We start from the raw sequence: 14,620 nt of genomic DNA, 5'->3' as shown, positions 1-14,620 counted from the left end.
CCCCCCGCACGGTATCCGTGCGGGGGGCGATCTCTTGCGTTGCGGCTATTCGACGATGCCGAGGTCCCGGAGGTCAATCACGTCGCCCTGCGGCACCCAGGTCTCACCGTCGAACTGCGTGAGCTGCACCTGGAAGATGAGTCGCCCGCCAAAACCCGCGTCCAGCATCATGCCGTCCTGGAGGTACGGGTTCTCGGTGTCCTTGAGAGCGTCCCACGCCTCGAGCAGCCCGTCGGCGGTCAGCTCGGGAGCGTTGTTCAGCGCCTCCACCAGCGCGGCACCCAGTCCGTAGCCGTTGAACGCGAGGGCCTGCCGGGTGTCGCTCTCGTAGCCGTACTCGGTCATGACCTCGATGAAGGTCTGGGTCGCGGCATCCTCGGCGTTCTTCGGGTCGGCCGGGTCCTTGCCCCAGTGGAACGCGTAGGCGTCGACGACGGCGTCCGCGCCGGCGGGGTCGACCACGGTGACGAAGTCGGCCATGTTGCCTGCGAGCAGGAGAGTGGGCTCGTAGCCGATCTCGTCCATGTACTTCGTGACCGCGCCGATCGTGGGGGCGCCGATGTTGATGATGACGGTGTCCACGCCCGCCGCCTGGAACTGGCTGACCTGCGCGGTGAGGTCGGCCGTGCCCGGGGGAACCATGGCGACCTGCGCGGGGGTCAGGCCACCGGCCTCGAGACCGGCGATGTGGCTCTCGCTGAGGTCGTTGTTGAACCCGATGAAGCCGACGACCGCGTCGGGGCGGTTCTCCTGCAGCCACTGGGCGTGCAACTGGCCCTCCCACACCACGTCGGGCCAGAAGGCGCGCGTATAGGGGAAGTTCTCCACGTCGCTGAGCGGGGTCTGCCCGGCCAGTGCGATCTGCGCGACCTTCTTGTCGTTGAGATACGGCCGGCCGGGAACCGCGATGCCGCCGAAGTTGACCACGGCGATGGCGCCCTCCTTCTCCACGAAGCTGCGCTGGTTGTCGGCGAGACGGGCGGGGTCATAGGCGTCGTCGGCGGTGACGAGCTTGATCTCGCGTCCGTCGATGCCGCCTTCCGCGTTGGTCATCTCGATGTAGGCCTCGAAGCCGTGCAAGCCTGCGGCCGCCGCGGCCAGCGGCCCGCTTTGGGGCCAGCTGGCCCCGATGACGATCGGGCTGTCATCCTGCGGCTCAGCGGGTGGTTCGTTCGCGGCCTGCCGTCCCGTGCAGCCGCTGAGCAGCAGGGTGGTGACCGCTACTGCGGCGGCGGCGATGACGGCGGAGCGAGCTCGTCGTGACGTCTTCATCATCGATTCGCTTCCTTTCGTGTGGATGCTGTTGTTGTTTCGGGATAGGACTCGGGGTCGGTGTTACTGCCGGATTCGGTCTTGGGGTTGCGTGGGGCGGTGCTTCGGCGACCGCGCACGAGCGCGGCGCCGCTGCGGCCGATCGACGTGCTCCACGCGGCCAGGCCACCGGGCGCGAGGATCAGGCAGACACCGAGGAGCACGGCGAAGATGAGCTGGGCGAACTGCCCCGACGCCTGGCCGGGCAGGACCTTGCTGGCGAAGTCGGGGAGGTACACGACGATCGCCGCACCCACGATCGCGCCGATCCACGAGCGGCTGCCTCCGACCGTGGCGGCCATGAGCAGGATCAGCGAGAACGTCAGCAGGTAGCTGTCGGGCGTCGCGACCGTCAGTACGAGCACGAGGATGCCGCCGGCCAGACCCGCCACGGCGGAGCTGACGACGAAGGCGATGAGCTTCAACTGGGGGACGCGCACGCCGTTGGACACGGCGAGGATCCGGTTCGTCCGAATCGCGGCGTAGGCGCGGCCGAAGCGGCCCACCGTGATGTTGCGGAGGAGCACGAGCGTGCCCGCAAGCGCCAGGAGGGCGAAGAGGAAACCGAACTGGGCGGGCGTGAGCGCGATCCCGTCAGGAGCGACGAAGGGCGAGGTCGGCAGCGCCAGCCCCACGGTCCCGCCGGTGAAGTCACTGAACCGGCTCACCACGAGCGGGAAGACCGCGGCGATGGCTATGGTGAACAGCCCGAGGTTCAGCCCGCCGAGCTTCAGCGCCGGAATGCCGATCGCGAGGCCGACGATGAGCCCCGCGCCGATGCTCGCCATGAGGGCGAGTGGCCACGGTACGTCGAGGTTCAGCATCAGGAGCATCGTCGTGTAGCCGCCGATGCCGAAGATCGCGCCGTGCCCGACGCTGATCTGCCCTGAGAACCCGACGAGGAGGTTCAGACCCGCCACTCCCAGAGCGATCGCGAGCACGCGGGTCATGTTGAACAGGTCGTAGTCGCTCACCAGGAACGGGATCGCGACGCCCACCACGAGCAGGGCGAGGGTGAGCAGGCCTCGCGGGGTGCGGTACCAGGGCCGCGCGTGGGGGTAGGGGATGGGACTGGTCACGCGCGCACCATCCGCTCTTTTCCGAAGAGTCCGCCGGGCTTGACAAGCAGGACGATCACGATGAGGACGAAGGCGACCACGATGTTGAGGTCCCCACCGAGGAAGGGAATGTACCGGCCGGCAAACGCCGTGACGACGCCGATCAGCAGGCCACCGACGACCGCGCCCACTCGACTGGTCAAGCCTCCGAGCGTGGCGGCGGCGAGGGCCATCAACAGCGGGAAGTTCATCATCGACGGGGACAGTCCCAGGGTGGGGGCGGCCACGACGCCGGCCACCGCGCCGACGGCGCCGGCGATCGCCCACCCGAGGGCGAGCCACACGGGGGCTGACAGCCCCAGCAGTGCCGCCGAGGGGGCATTCTGCGCGACGGCGCGCAGACGCAATCCGATCGGGGTCTTCTGGAAGAGGAGCGCGGTCAGGCCCATCGCGACGACGACGAGGAGCGCGCCACCGGCCTGCTGGTAGGTGAGGCGCAGTCCGGCGAACTCGATGAGTCCGGAGCCGAAAGGGCTGGGGTAGCTGCGCGGGTCGGTTCCCCAGATGATGCCGGCGAGCGCGCTGATCCCGAGGAGCAACGCCACACCCATCGCCATCAGGACGCCTTCGTTGCGGGTGTCGGCCCAGCGGACCACCAGCACGTGCACGAGGGCGCCGATCACGGCGGATGCGGCGACGGCGATGAGGATCGCGAGCCACGGCGAGATGCCGGTCGAGAGCATCGTGAACGCGATGAAGGCGGCCACGACGGCGAGCTCCCCCTGCGCGAAGTTCAGCATGCCGGTGCCTTGGAACACGACGCTCAGCGCCAGGGCGAGGGCGGCGTAGACGGTTCCGGTGGTGAGGCCGTCCAGGAAGATCTGGAAGAACTCAGTCATCGAGCGCTCCTCGGGTCGAAGGGAACGGGCGGTCCGCAGGGGCGGACGGCGCCTCGCCGAGGTAGGCCGCACGCAGCGCGTCGTGATCCTGCAGATCCGCGGCGGGACCCTCGAGCGACACGCGACCCCGGGTGAGGACGACCGCGCGGTCGGCCACCCGCAGCGACAATCGCGCATTCTGCTCGGCGAGCAGGATCGTCAGCGACCACGCATCCCGCAGCGACTGGAAGCGGTTGAACAACTCGAGCGTGGTCAGGGGGGCCAGGCCCAGTGACGGCTCGTCGACCAGAAGCAGGCGGGGCCGGGCGAGAAGTGCCCGCGCCACTGCGAGCATCTGCGCCTGTCCTCCCGACAGCGCCCCCGCCTGGCGGCCGCGCATCTCGTGCAGCACCGGGAAGGTCTCATTGATCAGGTTCAGGTCCTCGTTGGCCGTCGCCCGCACGGGGCGGGGCCGGGCGAGTATGCCCAGGCGCAGGTTCTCCTCGACGGTCAGCTCCGTGAAGGTTCCGCGGCCCTCGGGGACATGGCCGATGCCGAGGCGGGCCACGCGCGCCGTCGTCATTTTGTCGATGCGGGTGCCGTCGAGAGTGATGGCACCGCTCGAATCGACCTGTCTGCAGATGGCACGGAGCAGGGTCGTCTTGCCGGCGCCGTTCGCGCCGAGCAGGGCGACGATCTCACCCTCTTCGATCGCGAGATCCACACCGTGGAGCACTTCGACCCCGCCGTAGCGCGCGCGGAGGTTCTGGGTCGTGAGGACGGTCATGGCAGCAGCTCCCCGTCAGACGGCGCGTCGGCACCGAGGTACGCGGCGATCACGCGGGGGTCAGCGGACACGGTTGTCGGGTCGCCGTACGCGAGCAGCCGGCCGGCGTCGAGCACCGCGACGAAGCGAGCGACGCGCATGACGAGGCCGACGTCGTGCTCAACGAGGAGGCTCGTCATGTCCGTGTCGGCCCCGAAGTCGGCGATGACCTCCAGCAGTTCATCGGCTTCGTCGGCACTCAGTCCGGCGGCGGGCTCGTCGAGCAGGAGCAGCGAGGGACGTGACAGCAGCGCGCGCGCCACTTCCACTCGGCGTCGATCGGCGTGGGCCAGGCTGCTCACCGGCGCGAGCGCCAGAGGTTGCAGCGCGAGCGGACCCATCAGATCCCACGCCTCGAGGCGGACGGCGCGTTCCTCGCGGCTCGCTCGGCCGATCCGCAGCGCGGCGGACCACATTCCGGCGCGCATCCCGCCGTGCGCACCCAGCAGGACGTTTTCGAAGACGTTGAGGTCGGGAAGGAGCGCGGGCGTCTGGAAGGTGCGGGCGATGCCTGCGATCGCCCGGGCCTGCGCCAGCACGCCGCTCATGGGCCGGCCGGCCAGCTCGATCTCGCCCTCGTGGCGGTAGATCCCGCTGATGCAGTTGAACAGGGTCGTCTTGCCCGCCCCATTGGGCCCGATGACCGCGCTCGTTCCGCCGCGAGGGATCGAGAAGCTGACGGCGTCCAGCGCGCGCACGCCGCGAAAGCCGATGCCCACGTCACGGATCGTCAGGGCAGGGGCGGCCATATCGCGCTCGTCAGGGCCGACGGTCGCATCGGTGTCCAGGGTCATCATCCTCGATGTCTCGGGTAGGCGGGGCGGCAATGCCTCACGGCCAAACCTACGAGCGAGCATGCATGTGGGCGAGACTGATTTACCTATACACAGGATCGATGCTGTTTATAGCGTGAGCCGTTTCGCCGTCGAGCGTGCGCGCGCGGCGCCGCTTGAAACGGGTGGTCAGCGCGTCCGGTGCCGGTCGACGCCGGCAGCTGTCAGCATCGCGCCGGAGACAAAGGACGCGACGGCAATGCCGGGCGCGAGGGCGGTGCCAAGGAGCATCAAACCCACGCCGACCCACAGCACCAGTGGCGACCAGCGGCGCGACGTCAAGGCGCCCACAGCCCCTATGAGCAGTGCGAGCGCACACGTCGCGAGACCGGGGAGGACGGCGGAGATCCACAGGCTCGCCCCGGTCTCGCCGGCCGGTCGGGCGCCGGTGTACGCAGTTGCGGCATAGAACGTCCAGGAGCCGACCCATGCCAGTGAGACTGCCGCGAAGACGAGATACACGGCCGAGCGGGCGGTCGACGGCCGGACGACAGCGACGACGAGCCCGGCAAGCAGCAGCACCCCCGACATCCCGCCAAGCACGACGAGCACCCCGAGGTACCCGATGCCGTCCCCGCACGCCCAGCTTCCGTCCGCGCCCCATTCACCGCCGATGCCCCACGAGCAGTTGAAGTGGAGCGTTTCGCGCATAAGGCCGACTGAGCCCCCCGCGAAGAGAAAGGCAAGGAGTCCTCCGACCACGACCACGACCGCAACTGCCGCCGTCGCCGCGCGTTCGGATCGCGCCGATGTCGTGCTCGGCAGCGCGGGATCCATCGATGAGGTGGTCACCGTCCCGACGCTACCGGTCCGCCTCAGCTCAGAGAAGGGCTCCAGGTCCGCGTAATGACGCGACCTGGAGCCTTCTCGCGGAGAACTCCGCTTCGACGGATCGAGATCGGTTCCCTCAGTGCGCCGTCGCCAGCGCATGCTCGGCTGCGGTGTGGATGACCTCCGAGACGACGCGGGCCTGAGTCATGAAGACGGCATGACTGGCCGAGACGTAGGTGATCTCCGCGCCCGCCCGCTCAGCCATGTGCTTCAGCATCGCCTGGTCGAAGGACTGGTCCTCGGTGGCGATGACCGCCCAAGCCGGCTTGTCGTGCCACGCGGCGTGCGCCACCGGGGTGGCGAAGGCCGACATGTTGATCGGCACCTGCGAGTCACGCAGGAACGCCGCATCCTCGTCACTGGCATCCGCCGCGAAACCGATCTTGAAGGTGTCGGGATTGAGGAACCCGAACCCGTCCTCTCCCACATCGATGGTGAAGTTCGGGGTGGGCGCAAACCCCTCGTACTGCGTGGCCGTGTTCTCGCCGCTGTCCGGAGCCAGGGCGGACACGTACACCAGTCCCGCGACGGCGGGGTGGTTGCCGGCCTCGGTGATCACCGTGCCGCCCCAGGAGTGACCGACGAGGATCGTCGGGCCCTCCTGCAGGTCGAGCACCCTTTTTGTCGCGGCGATGTCGTCTTGCAGAGAGGTGAGCGGGTTCTGCACGATCGTGACCCGGTGTCCTTCGGCGGTCAGCGTGTCGTAGACCCGCCGCCAGCCGGAACCGTCCGCGAACGCGCCGTGCACCAGCACGACGTTCCTGATGATGTGATCCGTGTGACTCATGTTTCCCTTCCTTTCGTGGCCCGCGGAGCTTCACTCGCGGGAGCGTTGTCGAGATAGCGGTCGCCAACTCGATAGACGTGTGCTGTCGAGGGGTCACCCCGTGATGGCGGCGAGGATCGTGCGGGTCACGGCATCCGGCTGCGAGACGCCGATCGCGTGGGATGCCTCCGCCACGACCGTCGTGCCCTTCGAACCGGCGCGCGCGGCGAAGAACGCGATCGCGGCAGCAGGGATGTTTCTGTCGGCTCCGCCGGACACGAACCACGACGGGATCGATCGCCACGCCGGCGACGACGTGGCCAGCGGCTCGCTCAGCGCACGATCGGAGATCGCACGCTGCGTCGCGGCCATGAGGGCCGCCGTGGCGTCGTCGACGTCCGCGCAGAACTGCTGGTGGAACAGCTCCGTGCGGATGGTGAGGTCGGTCCCTCCAGAGGTCAGCGGCAACGCCGACACAGTCTGACCCAGGGAGCTTCCGGGGTAGAGGTCGGTGAGCTGAGACGTCGACTCCCCGGTGTCGGGTGCAAAGGCGCCGACGTACACGAGCGCTTCGACGTTCTCGGCCGAAGCCGCCGCTTGCGTGATCACCATGCCGCCGTAGGAGTGCCCTACCAGGACGACCGGCCCGTCGACGCCCCGCACGAGGTCGGCGACGTACTCCGCGTCACCGGTCAGGCTGCGCAACGGGTTGGATGCTGCGCGTGCGCGCACGCCGTTCTGCGCGAGCTGTTCGATCACGCCGTTCCAACTGGAGTTCTCGGCGAATGCGCCGTGCACGAGGACGACCGTGGTGTTGCTGTTGGGAGACATGGTCAGGTCTCGGGCAGTCCCGCGAGCTCTTCGTCGGACGCGCGCAGCGGGGACGCGATCGGGTCCGCCCGCGCCGCCGGGTCAGGCGTGTAGGCGTCCCAGAACCACGCCATCGACTTCGCCGTCAGGAACGGCCCGTCGGCGAACTCCCGGTAGCTGTCGGTGTCCTGCGCTGCATCGGTGACGGGGTAGTAAAGCGACTGATGGATGACTGTGACGTCCCCCCGGCGCTGGGCGAGGAGAGTGACGGCGGTGGCCATGCAACCGCCCACCGAGTCGCCTGCAACCGCGAGCCGGGTGGCGTCGAGCTTCTCCGCTTCGGCGTTCGCGACGATCCACTGTGCCGCGGCGTAGGCCTGTTCGATGGCGACGGGGAACGCGGCTTCGGGCGAGCGGTCGTACTCCACGAAGACGAGAGCCGCGGAGGCGCCGGCCGCGAGTTCGCGGGTGAGCCGGTCGTGCGTACCGGCGTTGCCGAGTATCCAGCCGCCGCCGTGGATGTACAGGACAACGGGAAGCACCTCGGTCGCGCCCTTCGGGCGCAGGATGCGGACCCGAGCATCCCCGACCTCAGCCGGAACAGTCACCCACCGCTCATCGACGTCGACTTTGTCGATCGGTGCGGCCTGAACGTCGTCGAGGACTTTCCTCGCCGCTTCCGGGCCGATCTCGTACAGGTACGGGGGCTGAGCGGTCGCGTCGGCGAACGCCTGACCCTCCTTCTCGAGCACATGCTTGCTCATGTCATCTCCTATCGAGGATCCGGGGGTGGGCGGCGGTGTACCCACATGGCGATGATCTGCCGCCCGCGTAACGGGCGGGAAGAGTCGATCGACTGACTCGAGTCATCAGCGGGTCAGGGCAGGTCACGCGAGTCGTCCGTCGGAAAGTCTTCAGCGGTCGTCGATAGCGGACCAAGGGATGCAGGTCAGAGGCCCTTTTCGTACAATGAACCATGGTGACGCGAACACCGCCGGCGACTGACGCACCTGCACCGTCCGCGCTCATCCTCCGGCACGTCGAAGATGTGTTCGGCCCGCAGGCGGCACCAGCAGCGGTGATCGCGCGCCTGTCCCGCCGAGACCGCTGGCCGGAGGTCCTTCCCCGGCTCAGCGATCTGACCGTCGAGGGCGTGGCCGCCGCCGCTGACTTCCAGGCCCTGTCGCCCGAGCTTCGCGCTCATGTGCTCGCGCTCGCCCTCCAGGGTGTGGCGGGCGTTGTGCCGCTGGATCCTGCGGCTGCCTCGGCCACCGGGTTCGTCGATGTGGAGCGCGGGGGGCTCATCACCTGGAGTTCGGACGTGCACCGCGTTGCAGTCCTCGCCGGCGCTGACCTCGACGATCATCGGGGTGCCGGCCGCCTCTGCTTCTCAGGCACCTCGGCCCGGCACGGTGGCGCGCTCCACCTGCTCCTGGCACGGGAGACGGTCGACCACACCGACCTGATTGCCGCGGCCGATTTCTTCGCGCGCGCGGACCGACCGTCGTGGGCGATGGTCTGCCTCGTCAGCGCTGCCGACGCCGCCCCCACTCCCGCCGACGCCGCCTCGTTCGCCGCCGCTGCAGCGAACATCGCCGCGTTCGAGGGCGACTTCTCCGAGGCCGAGCGGGTGATGAGGAACTTCACCCCCAGCGACACCAAGGTGCTTGTTCGAGACAGCGCCCCTGCCAGGGCGCTGCGCCAAGCGCTCGTCGAGAACAACACCGTCGCCGCGCGGGCGACCGTTCTGGCGCGCCTGGTGGAGCCCGACCTTTCCGCGAGCGCAGCCGGAGAGGCTCTGGCGGTCTACGCGCTCGCCAACATCATCGACGGCGACCCGACCGCCTGGGAAGGATTCTCCCGAGCATTCTCGGCAGCGCCGTCGCCTGCGCATCCCGCGTTCGTGGCCATCGTGCGCACTATCGGTGCCCCGAATACGGCATACGAACCGCACCTGGATCCGCCGGTCACCGACGGACGGGGATGGTCGCAGCTGGCCGAGTGCATGTCCTCGCTGCTGGACGCATTCCGCGACATGCGCCTGGAATATTCCGCCCCTGCCGTGCTGGGTGCGCGCGCGGGCAACCGGCTCGTTCGAACGGTCGCGGCGACATGGGTCTCGGTGACGCTCGCCCACAACCACCACTGGAGCATGCTCGACACAGAGTTGAAGGTCGCGATGGATACGACGAGCATCGTGCCCGCCCCGCTGATGCGGCTCAATGCCGAGGCTCTGTTCGCCCTTCTTGAAGCGTTCCGCGGCGAACGTGCCGCGGCGCGGGAGCGCCTGGATCGCATCCGCTCCGAGCCTGCGCTGCGGCGCGCGTACCGACTTCGGCTGGTTCTGGACTCGGTCGACGTCATGATCGAGGGGCCCCAGGGCAACTACGAGCATGCCCTGGCCCTGCTATCCACACGGGAGCCCGACATCCTCGACCTCACGGTCGGCCCGTGCGGCCCTGTGGAAATCTTCGACTTCGTCGACTACGCGCTGCTGCTCCAGCAGCACGAGGAGGCCGTCGCACGGGTGGAGCAGGCCCGGGAGATTCTGCGCCCGCATCACTCCGAACGGGCAGCCTTTGTGCTGGCCGCCTGCGAAGCGGCGATCGCCGCGCGCACCACTCTGACGCCCGCGGAGGATCTCCTCGCCCGCGCGCAGACACTGCCGTTCGTATACGAATGCGCCCGCCTCCGCCTCGTCTACGCCGAACGCCTCAGGCGGCTGAGCCGCACCGCCGAGGCCCGCCGCCAGCTCCTTCGTGTCGAGGTGGAGTTCAAGACGGTGCAGGCCGGCGCCTGGATGGACCGGGTGCACAGCGAGTTGCGCGCATGCCAGCGCGGGGCCGTGATGCACGTCGCCGATCTCACCGAACAGGAGTCTCGGATCGCGGAGCTCGCCGCCGGCGGCTTGTCGAACAAGGAGATCGGCACCCGATTGCACCTTTCGCCCCGTACGGTCGGCGGGCACCTCTACAAGGCCTTCCCGAAGCTCGGCATCACCACCCGCGCTCAGTTGCGTGACGCGTTGGTGAACGCCAATCTCCACGACACCACAGAAGGGTAGCGCCCGGTTCTCACGCCGAGATCGAGCGTCCCATCAGTGCGTCGACGGAGGTGCCGCCCAGCTCGCTCTGCACAATCGGGCGCACCTGCGTTCCGAACAACTCGATCGCATGGAGGAGCTCTCGCTGGGGCACTGCCCCCATGTCCATGTGGATGTACTGGCGCACATGCCCCCAGTGTTCGTGCATGAGAAGAATCCGCTCGGCGATCTCTTCCGGTGAACCGACCAGCAACCCTCCTTGCGGGCCGGTGTCGCGATCGTATGAATCCCGCGTCGGAGGACTGAAGCCGCGCTGCTCCCCGACGGTTTTCATGAACTGATGCCAGTGCGGCCACCACGTTTCGCGCGCGTGGTTGCCGTTCTAAAGGACGAAGCCCGGTGACCCGAGCATGACCAGCGTCTGCTGGGGTGAATTGCGAAGTGAGCCGACGCGCGGCGATAAAGTTCAGCGTTCGCGGCGGAGCGGATCGCGCTTCCTCCCAGCACGCCGGTCGCCATCGGAAGGCCGAGTTGAGCCGCCCGGATGACGGAGCCAGGGTTTCCCCCGACGCCGAGCCAGATCGGGATGGGGCCCTGTTCAGCTCGCGGAGGGGCATACTGGCCGGTCAGGGCCGGCCGAGTCTTCCCGTGCCACGAGACGCGGGCGGATCGGTTCACTTCGATGAGAAGGTCGAGCTTCTCAGCGAACAGGCGATCGTAGTCCTGAAGGTCGTACCCGAAGAGCGGAAACGACTCGATGGAAGACCCGCGTCCGGGGGGCCACCGTGCCTCGCTCGATCCCACTCTCGATCACGGCGACGATCGCCGCGAACGGCGGACCGCCGATGGCCTCGCGGGCGGCCTCGTACAGCTCCGGGTTACGGCCGAACTCGAGCGCGCGCACCGCGGCGACGGCGAGGTCGATCTTGCCCGGCCACCGACGGTAGATGGCAGCTTTGCTGCTGCCCGCGGCGCGGGTGCGGTCAGCACGTGTTTTCGATCAATCTCTCACGCGGGCCGACGGAGGCAGGCGCCGAGCACGCACTCCGGCGCGTCACCCCTTAGGCTAGGCTCCCCACATGTCGCCTCCCGACCCGCTCTTCGATTGCGAGGGGGAGATGGCGTCAGCAGTGGCTGCACACGACTGGTCCGGGACGCCCTTGGGGCCCGTCAGCTCTTGGACAGCCGCACTTCGGACGGCGGTGGGGCTCGTATTGCGGAGTCGCTACCCGATGGTGCTCACGTGGGGCGAGGACCTCGTGATGCTCTACAACGACGCTTACATTCCCACCGTCGGGCCCAAGCACCCTGCGCTGGGCGAAAAGCTCAGCCACGTGTTCGCGGAGATCTGGGACGACATCGGTCCTATGCAGCGGTCGGTGCTCGCCGGAGGGCCGGCGGTCTACCTCGAGGACTTCCGCCTCTCCATCGAGCTGGCGAGCGGCCTGACAGAGAATTTCTTCACGTTCTCGTACTCCCACGTCCCGGATGACGAAGGTCCCGGTGGAGTGCTGACGGTCATGTCCCTCACCACCCGCCAGGTGGTGGCGGCTCGCCGCCTCGCGTTGCTGCACCGCTTGGCTTTGGAGGTCGACCGGGCGCTCGCGCCCCACGAGGCTATGGACGCAGCCCTGCAGGTCCTGTCCGGCGCGAGCGAGGATCTGGTGGGTGGAGCGCTCTACACCCGCACGAAGCCGTCGGACGGCGCCGCGCCAATCATGAGACGTTTGGGGGTTTTCGGAGAAGTCGGGTGTGCGGAGTTCCCTGAGCGAATTCACTCGTCGTCCCATCCGGTGGCGCACGCGTGGCAAGGGCGGTCGCCCGTCCGCGCCCAGAACGGGAGGGCGCCGGCGGGCAGACTTCCGACGTCGTGGGTCGCCATTCCCGTGCACGGACAGGGCGAGGTCGAGGCCGTGCTAGCGCTGTTCCCTCACCCGCTCCGGCCAGCGGACACCGACCAGGATCGGTTCCTGGAGCTGATCGCCGACCAGATCGGGCAGATCCTGGGCATGGCGACGGCACGAGATCGTGAACGTGCACGCCTGGAGGCGATGGCTGCGCTCGATGCGGCGAAGACTGCGTTCCTGTCCAATGTCAGCCATGAGTTCCGGACCCCGCTCACCCTCCTCCTCGGCCCTTTGCAGGACGTCGTTGACGGGCGGGCGTCGGCGATTGAACGGGCCGAGGCCGAGGTGATGAGATCCACTGCGCTGCGGCTCCTTTGGATGGTGAACACACTGCTGGACGTAGCCAGGATCGAGGAAGGTGGCATGGTCGCCACACCGGAGATGATCGATGTCGCTCAGATCACTGGGGACCTGCTCCGACCGTTCGAACTGGCTGCTCGGCGGACCGGGCTTCAGTTGCACAGCGATCTGGATCCGACCCTCGGGCAGGTGCTCGTTGATCCGGAGTTGTGGGAGAAGATCGTGCTCAACCTGGTCGCCAACGCGATCAAGTTCACGTTGCGCGGCTCGGTTCGTGTGATGGTCGCCGCCCGCGACGGCCGACTGGTCCTCCGCGTCTCCGATACCGGGGTGGGCATACCCTCCTCGGAGATCCCGCACGTCTTCGACCGCTTTCACCGGGTTAGGGACGACGACACCCGCAGCGTGGAGGGCACCGGCCTCGGCCTCGCTCTCGTGGCCGAGGCTGCGCGGGCGATGAGCGGCACAGCGACGGTGCGCTCCGAGCCGGGGATGGGTTCCGCCTTCGAGGTGACGCTGCCGCTGGTTCGCACGGGTCCCGCCTCCCGGTGGAGCCCCCACGTCGATGTGGCCATGGCGATAGCGGAAGACCTGGTGGCGTCCGACGACCAGGAGATCGTGCGTGTGGGCCAGCAGCCGCCCCTGGGACGGGATGGACCTGCCATCCTGGTGGTGGAGGACAACGCCGCGCTCCGCTCGCGGCTCGCCCGGTTGCTCAGCGACCTGGGGACGGTCACCGCCGTCCCGGACGGGGTTGCGGCGCTTGAGATTCTCCGGTCCGAACAGGTGAGCCTGGTGGTGACCGACGTGATGATGCCACGGATGGACGGGCTGACCCTCCTGCAGGCGATTCGTGGCGACGAGTCACTGCGCAGGATTCCGGTCGTGCTGCTCTCCGCCGTGGCGGGGTCCGAGGCAGCAGCGGGAGCGATTGAGGCGGGGGCCGACGACTACGTGGTGAAGCCGTTCACACCCGGAGAGCTGCTGGCCAGGTGCCGCATGAACCTCGAACTCGCTGAGTACCGCGCGACCGCTGCGGCCAGCAACGCACGCGGCGCGCTGCTCGCTGGCGTGAGCCACGACATGCAGACGCCCCTGTCCGTCATTACGAGCGCCCTCGACCTGCTCAGCGAGCCCAGCATGGATGAGGGGCGTCGCCGCGGGATCCTGACCCGTGCCCAGGTGCGTGCGGCCCAGCTGAGCCGACTCGTGACGCAATTCCTGGATTGGTCGAGACTGAACATGAGCGAGCCGCTCCCGATCCGGGTCGGAGCAGTGGACCTCAAGGACATCATCAGCGAAATCGTCTCCGAGCACGAGCAGATCGCGATTCGCGTGACCGGGGACCCAGAACGGGAAGTGTGGTGTGACGACCGACGCACCGCTCAGATCCTTCATAACCTCGTGGAGAACGCGGAGCGGGTGGCCCGCACCCATATCGAGATCCGGATAGAGAGTGACGACGACCTGTGCGTTGTGCGGGTCGTCGACGATGGATCGGGGGTGAGTCCTGAGGTTTTACCGCTCCTCTTCGAGGCGTTTGGCCCGACTACGGCTGCGAAGGGCAACGGCCTCGGGCTGCACATCTCCCGAGCCGCCGCCCAAGCGCAGGGAGGCGCACTGGAGTTGGAGTCCACCGGTCCGGAGGGCTCGGTGTTCGCGTTGCGCCTTCCGAGGAGGCGACCGTGCTGAGAGTTCTTCTCGCAGACGACGACCCGGACATCCGCGACATGACCGCAGAACTGCTTGGCCGGCGCGGCTGCGTGGTGACCATGGTGGCGTCCGGAGAAGAAGCTCTGGCCGTTCTCGCGGCGGAAACCTTTGACGTGCTGGTTCTCGATCAGAACATGCCCCCCGGCTCCGGCACCTCGGTGGCCACGGCGCGCCGGGCACTCGGCGACACCACTCCGATCGTGCTGTGGACCGGCTGGTCAGGGACCCTCGACGCCAACGAGCTCGAGCGTCTCGAGATCCGCCTGGTGAACAAGGCCGGTCCCCGCCAGCTGATCGCGCTGGTGCTGGAACTCGGGCAGTCGGACTGACGCTCCCGCCGGTCG

Annotated in this window: 14 protein-coding genes; 3 read left to right on the top strand and 11 right to left on the bottom strand. The window is 68.3% G+C overall.

Translation table 11 applies throughout. From position 1 onward, the window contains the following. Nucleotides 1-45: 45 nt before the first annotated feature. From NQ151_RS14420 to NQ151_RS14380, 9 genes are all read right to left on the bottom strand, one after another. The gene (locus tag NQ151_RS14420) at nucleotides 46-1,275 is read right to left on the bottom strand and encodes an ABC transporter substrate-binding protein (protein ID WP_257528520.1); all 1,230 of its coding nucleotides are present in this window, start codon (nucleotides 1,273-1,275) and stop codon (nucleotides 46-48) included. Further along, nucleotides 1,272-2,390, bottom strand: a complete 1,119-nt coding sequence (locus NQ151_RS14415; protein ID WP_257528519.1) for a branched-chain amino acid ABC transporter permease — start codon at nucleotides 2,388-2,390, stop codon at nucleotides 1,272-1,274. The genes NQ151_RS14420 and NQ151_RS14415 overlap by 4 nt, the downstream gene beginning before the upstream one ends. After that, nucleotides 2,387-3,268 (bottom strand): branched-chain amino acid ABC transporter permease, encoded by an 882-nt coding sequence (locus NQ151_RS14410; RefSeq protein WP_257508936.1) that lies wholly within the window; start codon nucleotides 3,266-3,268, stop codon nucleotides 2,387-2,389. Before NQ151_RS14410 ends, NQ151_RS14415 begins: the two co-directional genes overlap by 4 nt. Further along, nucleotides 3,261-4,034 (bottom strand): ABC transporter ATP-binding protein, encoded by a 774-nt coding sequence (locus NQ151_RS14405; protein ID WP_257528518.1) that lies wholly within the window; start codon nucleotides 4,032-4,034, stop codon nucleotides 3,261-3,263. The genes NQ151_RS14410 and NQ151_RS14405 overlap by 8 nt, the downstream gene beginning before the upstream one ends. Further along, nucleotides 4,031-4,867, bottom strand: coding sequence for an ABC transporter ATP-binding protein (locus NQ151_RS14400; RefSeq protein WP_257528517.1), 837 nt, complete (start codon nucleotides 4,865-4,867; stop codon nucleotides 4,031-4,033). Before NQ151_RS14400 ends, NQ151_RS14405 begins: the two co-directional genes overlap by 4 nt. A gap of 168 nt (nucleotides 4,868-5,035) precedes the next feature. Next, nucleotides 5,036-5,698 (bottom strand): hypothetical protein, encoded by a 663-nt coding sequence (locus NQ151_RS14395; RefSeq protein ID WP_257528516.1) that lies wholly within the window; start codon nucleotides 5,696-5,698, stop codon nucleotides 5,036-5,038. A 115-nt stretch (nucleotides 5,699-5,813) separates the two neighbouring features. Next, nucleotides 5,814-6,524 (bottom strand): alpha/beta fold hydrolase, encoded by a 711-nt coding sequence (locus tag NQ151_RS14390; RefSeq protein WP_257508940.1) that lies wholly within the window; start codon nucleotides 6,522-6,524, stop codon nucleotides 5,814-5,816. 93 nt (nucleotides 6,525-6,617) lie between these two features. Continuing rightward, a complete protein-coding gene (locus NQ151_RS14385; protein WP_257508941.1) occupies nucleotides 6,618-7,334 on the bottom strand; it encodes an alpha/beta fold hydrolase in 717 nt (238 codons plus the stop codon). A 2-nt stretch (nucleotides 7,335-7,336) separates the two neighbouring features. Continuing rightward, nucleotides 7,337-8,077, bottom strand: coding sequence for an alpha/beta hydrolase (locus tag NQ151_RS14380; RefSeq protein WP_257528515.1), 741 nt, complete (start codon nucleotides 8,075-8,077; stop codon nucleotides 7,337-7,339). A gap of 314 nt (nucleotides 8,078-8,391) precedes the next feature. Between NQ151_RS14380 and NQ151_RS14375 the strand changes: the two genes are divergently transcribed. After that, the gene (locus tag NQ151_RS14375; protein ID WP_257528514.1) at nucleotides 8,392-10,377 is read left to right on the top strand and encodes a helix-turn-helix transcriptional regulator; all 1,986 of its coding nucleotides are present in this window, start codon (nucleotides 8,392-8,394) and stop codon (nucleotides 10,375-10,377) included. Nucleotides 10,378-10,387: 10 nt separating this feature from the next. Here the strand turns inward: NQ151_RS14375 and NQ151_RS14370 are convergent, their stop codons facing one another. Next, the gene (locus tag NQ151_RS14370) at nucleotides 10,388-10,690 is read right to left on the bottom strand and encodes a hypothetical protein (protein WP_257528513.1); all 303 of its coding nucleotides are present in this window, start codon (nucleotides 10,688-10,690) and stop codon (nucleotides 10,388-10,390) included. Beyond that, on the bottom strand, nucleotides 10,687-11,160 hold the full coding sequence (locus tag NQ151_RS16790) for an LLM class flavin-dependent oxidoreductase (RefSeq protein WP_353477578.1): 474 nt from the start codon (nucleotides 11,158-11,160) through the stop codon (nucleotides 10,687-10,689). Before NQ151_RS16790 ends, NQ151_RS14370 begins: the two co-directional genes overlap by 4 nt. Nucleotides 11,161-11,618: 458 nt before the next feature. Between NQ151_RS16790 and NQ151_RS14365 the strand changes: the two genes are divergently transcribed. Next, complete coding sequence (locus NQ151_RS14365) at nucleotides 11,619-14,255, top strand: ATP-binding protein (protein WP_257528512.1); 2,637 nt, start codon at nucleotides 11,619-11,621, stop codon at nucleotides 14,253-14,255. Continuing rightward, nucleotides 14,249-14,605, top strand: coding sequence for a response regulator (locus NQ151_RS14360; RefSeq protein WP_257508948.1), 357 nt, complete (start codon nucleotides 14,249-14,251; stop codon nucleotides 14,603-14,605). The genes NQ151_RS14365 and NQ151_RS14360 overlap by 7 nt, the downstream gene beginning before the upstream one ends. Nucleotides 14,606-14,620: the final 15 nt, after the last annotated feature.

Origin of the sequence: Microbacterium sp. zg-YB36 (assembly GCF_024623575.2) — a bacterium.
In the GTDB taxonomy this organism is placed as follows: Bacteria; Actinomycetota; Actinomycetes; order Actinomycetales; family Microbacteriaceae; genus Microbacterium.
Note: the sequence above shows the minus strand (reverse complement) of the source record. Positions and strands in the feature narration are given on the sequence as shown.

Excerpts from the sequence above, each read along its gene's own strand:
- NQ151_RS14385 (WP_257508941.1), bottom strand. The coding sequence starts at position 7,334 with ATGTCTCCCAACAGCAACACCACGGTCGTCCTCGTGCACGGCGCATTC.
- NQ151_RS14405 (WP_257528518.1), bottom strand. The coding sequence starts at position 4,034 with ATGACCGTCCTCACGACCCAGAACCTCCGCGCGCGCTACGGCGGGGTC.
- NQ151_RS14370 (WP_257528513.1), bottom strand. The coding sequence starts at position 10,690 with ATGAAAACCGTCGGGGAGCAGCGCGGCTTCAGTCCTCCGACGCGGGAT.
- NQ151_RS14390 (WP_257508940.1), bottom strand. The coding sequence starts at position 6,524 with ATGAGTCACACGGATCACATCATCAGGAACGTCGTGCTGGTGCACGGC.
- NQ151_RS14380 (WP_257528515.1), bottom strand. The coding sequence starts at position 8,077 with ATGAGCAAGCATGTGCTCGAGAAGGAGGGTCAGGCGTTCGCCGACGCG.
- NQ151_RS14410 (WP_257508936.1), bottom strand. The coding sequence starts at position 3,268 with ATGACTGAGTTCTTCCAGATCTTCCTGGACGGCCTCACCACCGGAACC.
- NQ151_RS14400 (WP_257528517.1), bottom strand. The coding sequence starts at position 4,867 with ATGACCCTGGACACCGATGCGACCGTCGGCCCTGACGAGCGCGATATG.
- NQ151_RS14365 (WP_257528512.1), top strand. The coding sequence starts at position 11,619 with ATGCTCTACAACGACGCTTACATTCCCACCGTCGGGCCCAAGCACCCT.
- NQ151_RS14420 (WP_257528520.1), bottom strand. The coding sequence starts at position 1,275 with ATGATGAAGACGTCACGACGAGCTCGCTCCGCCGTCATCGCCGCCGCC.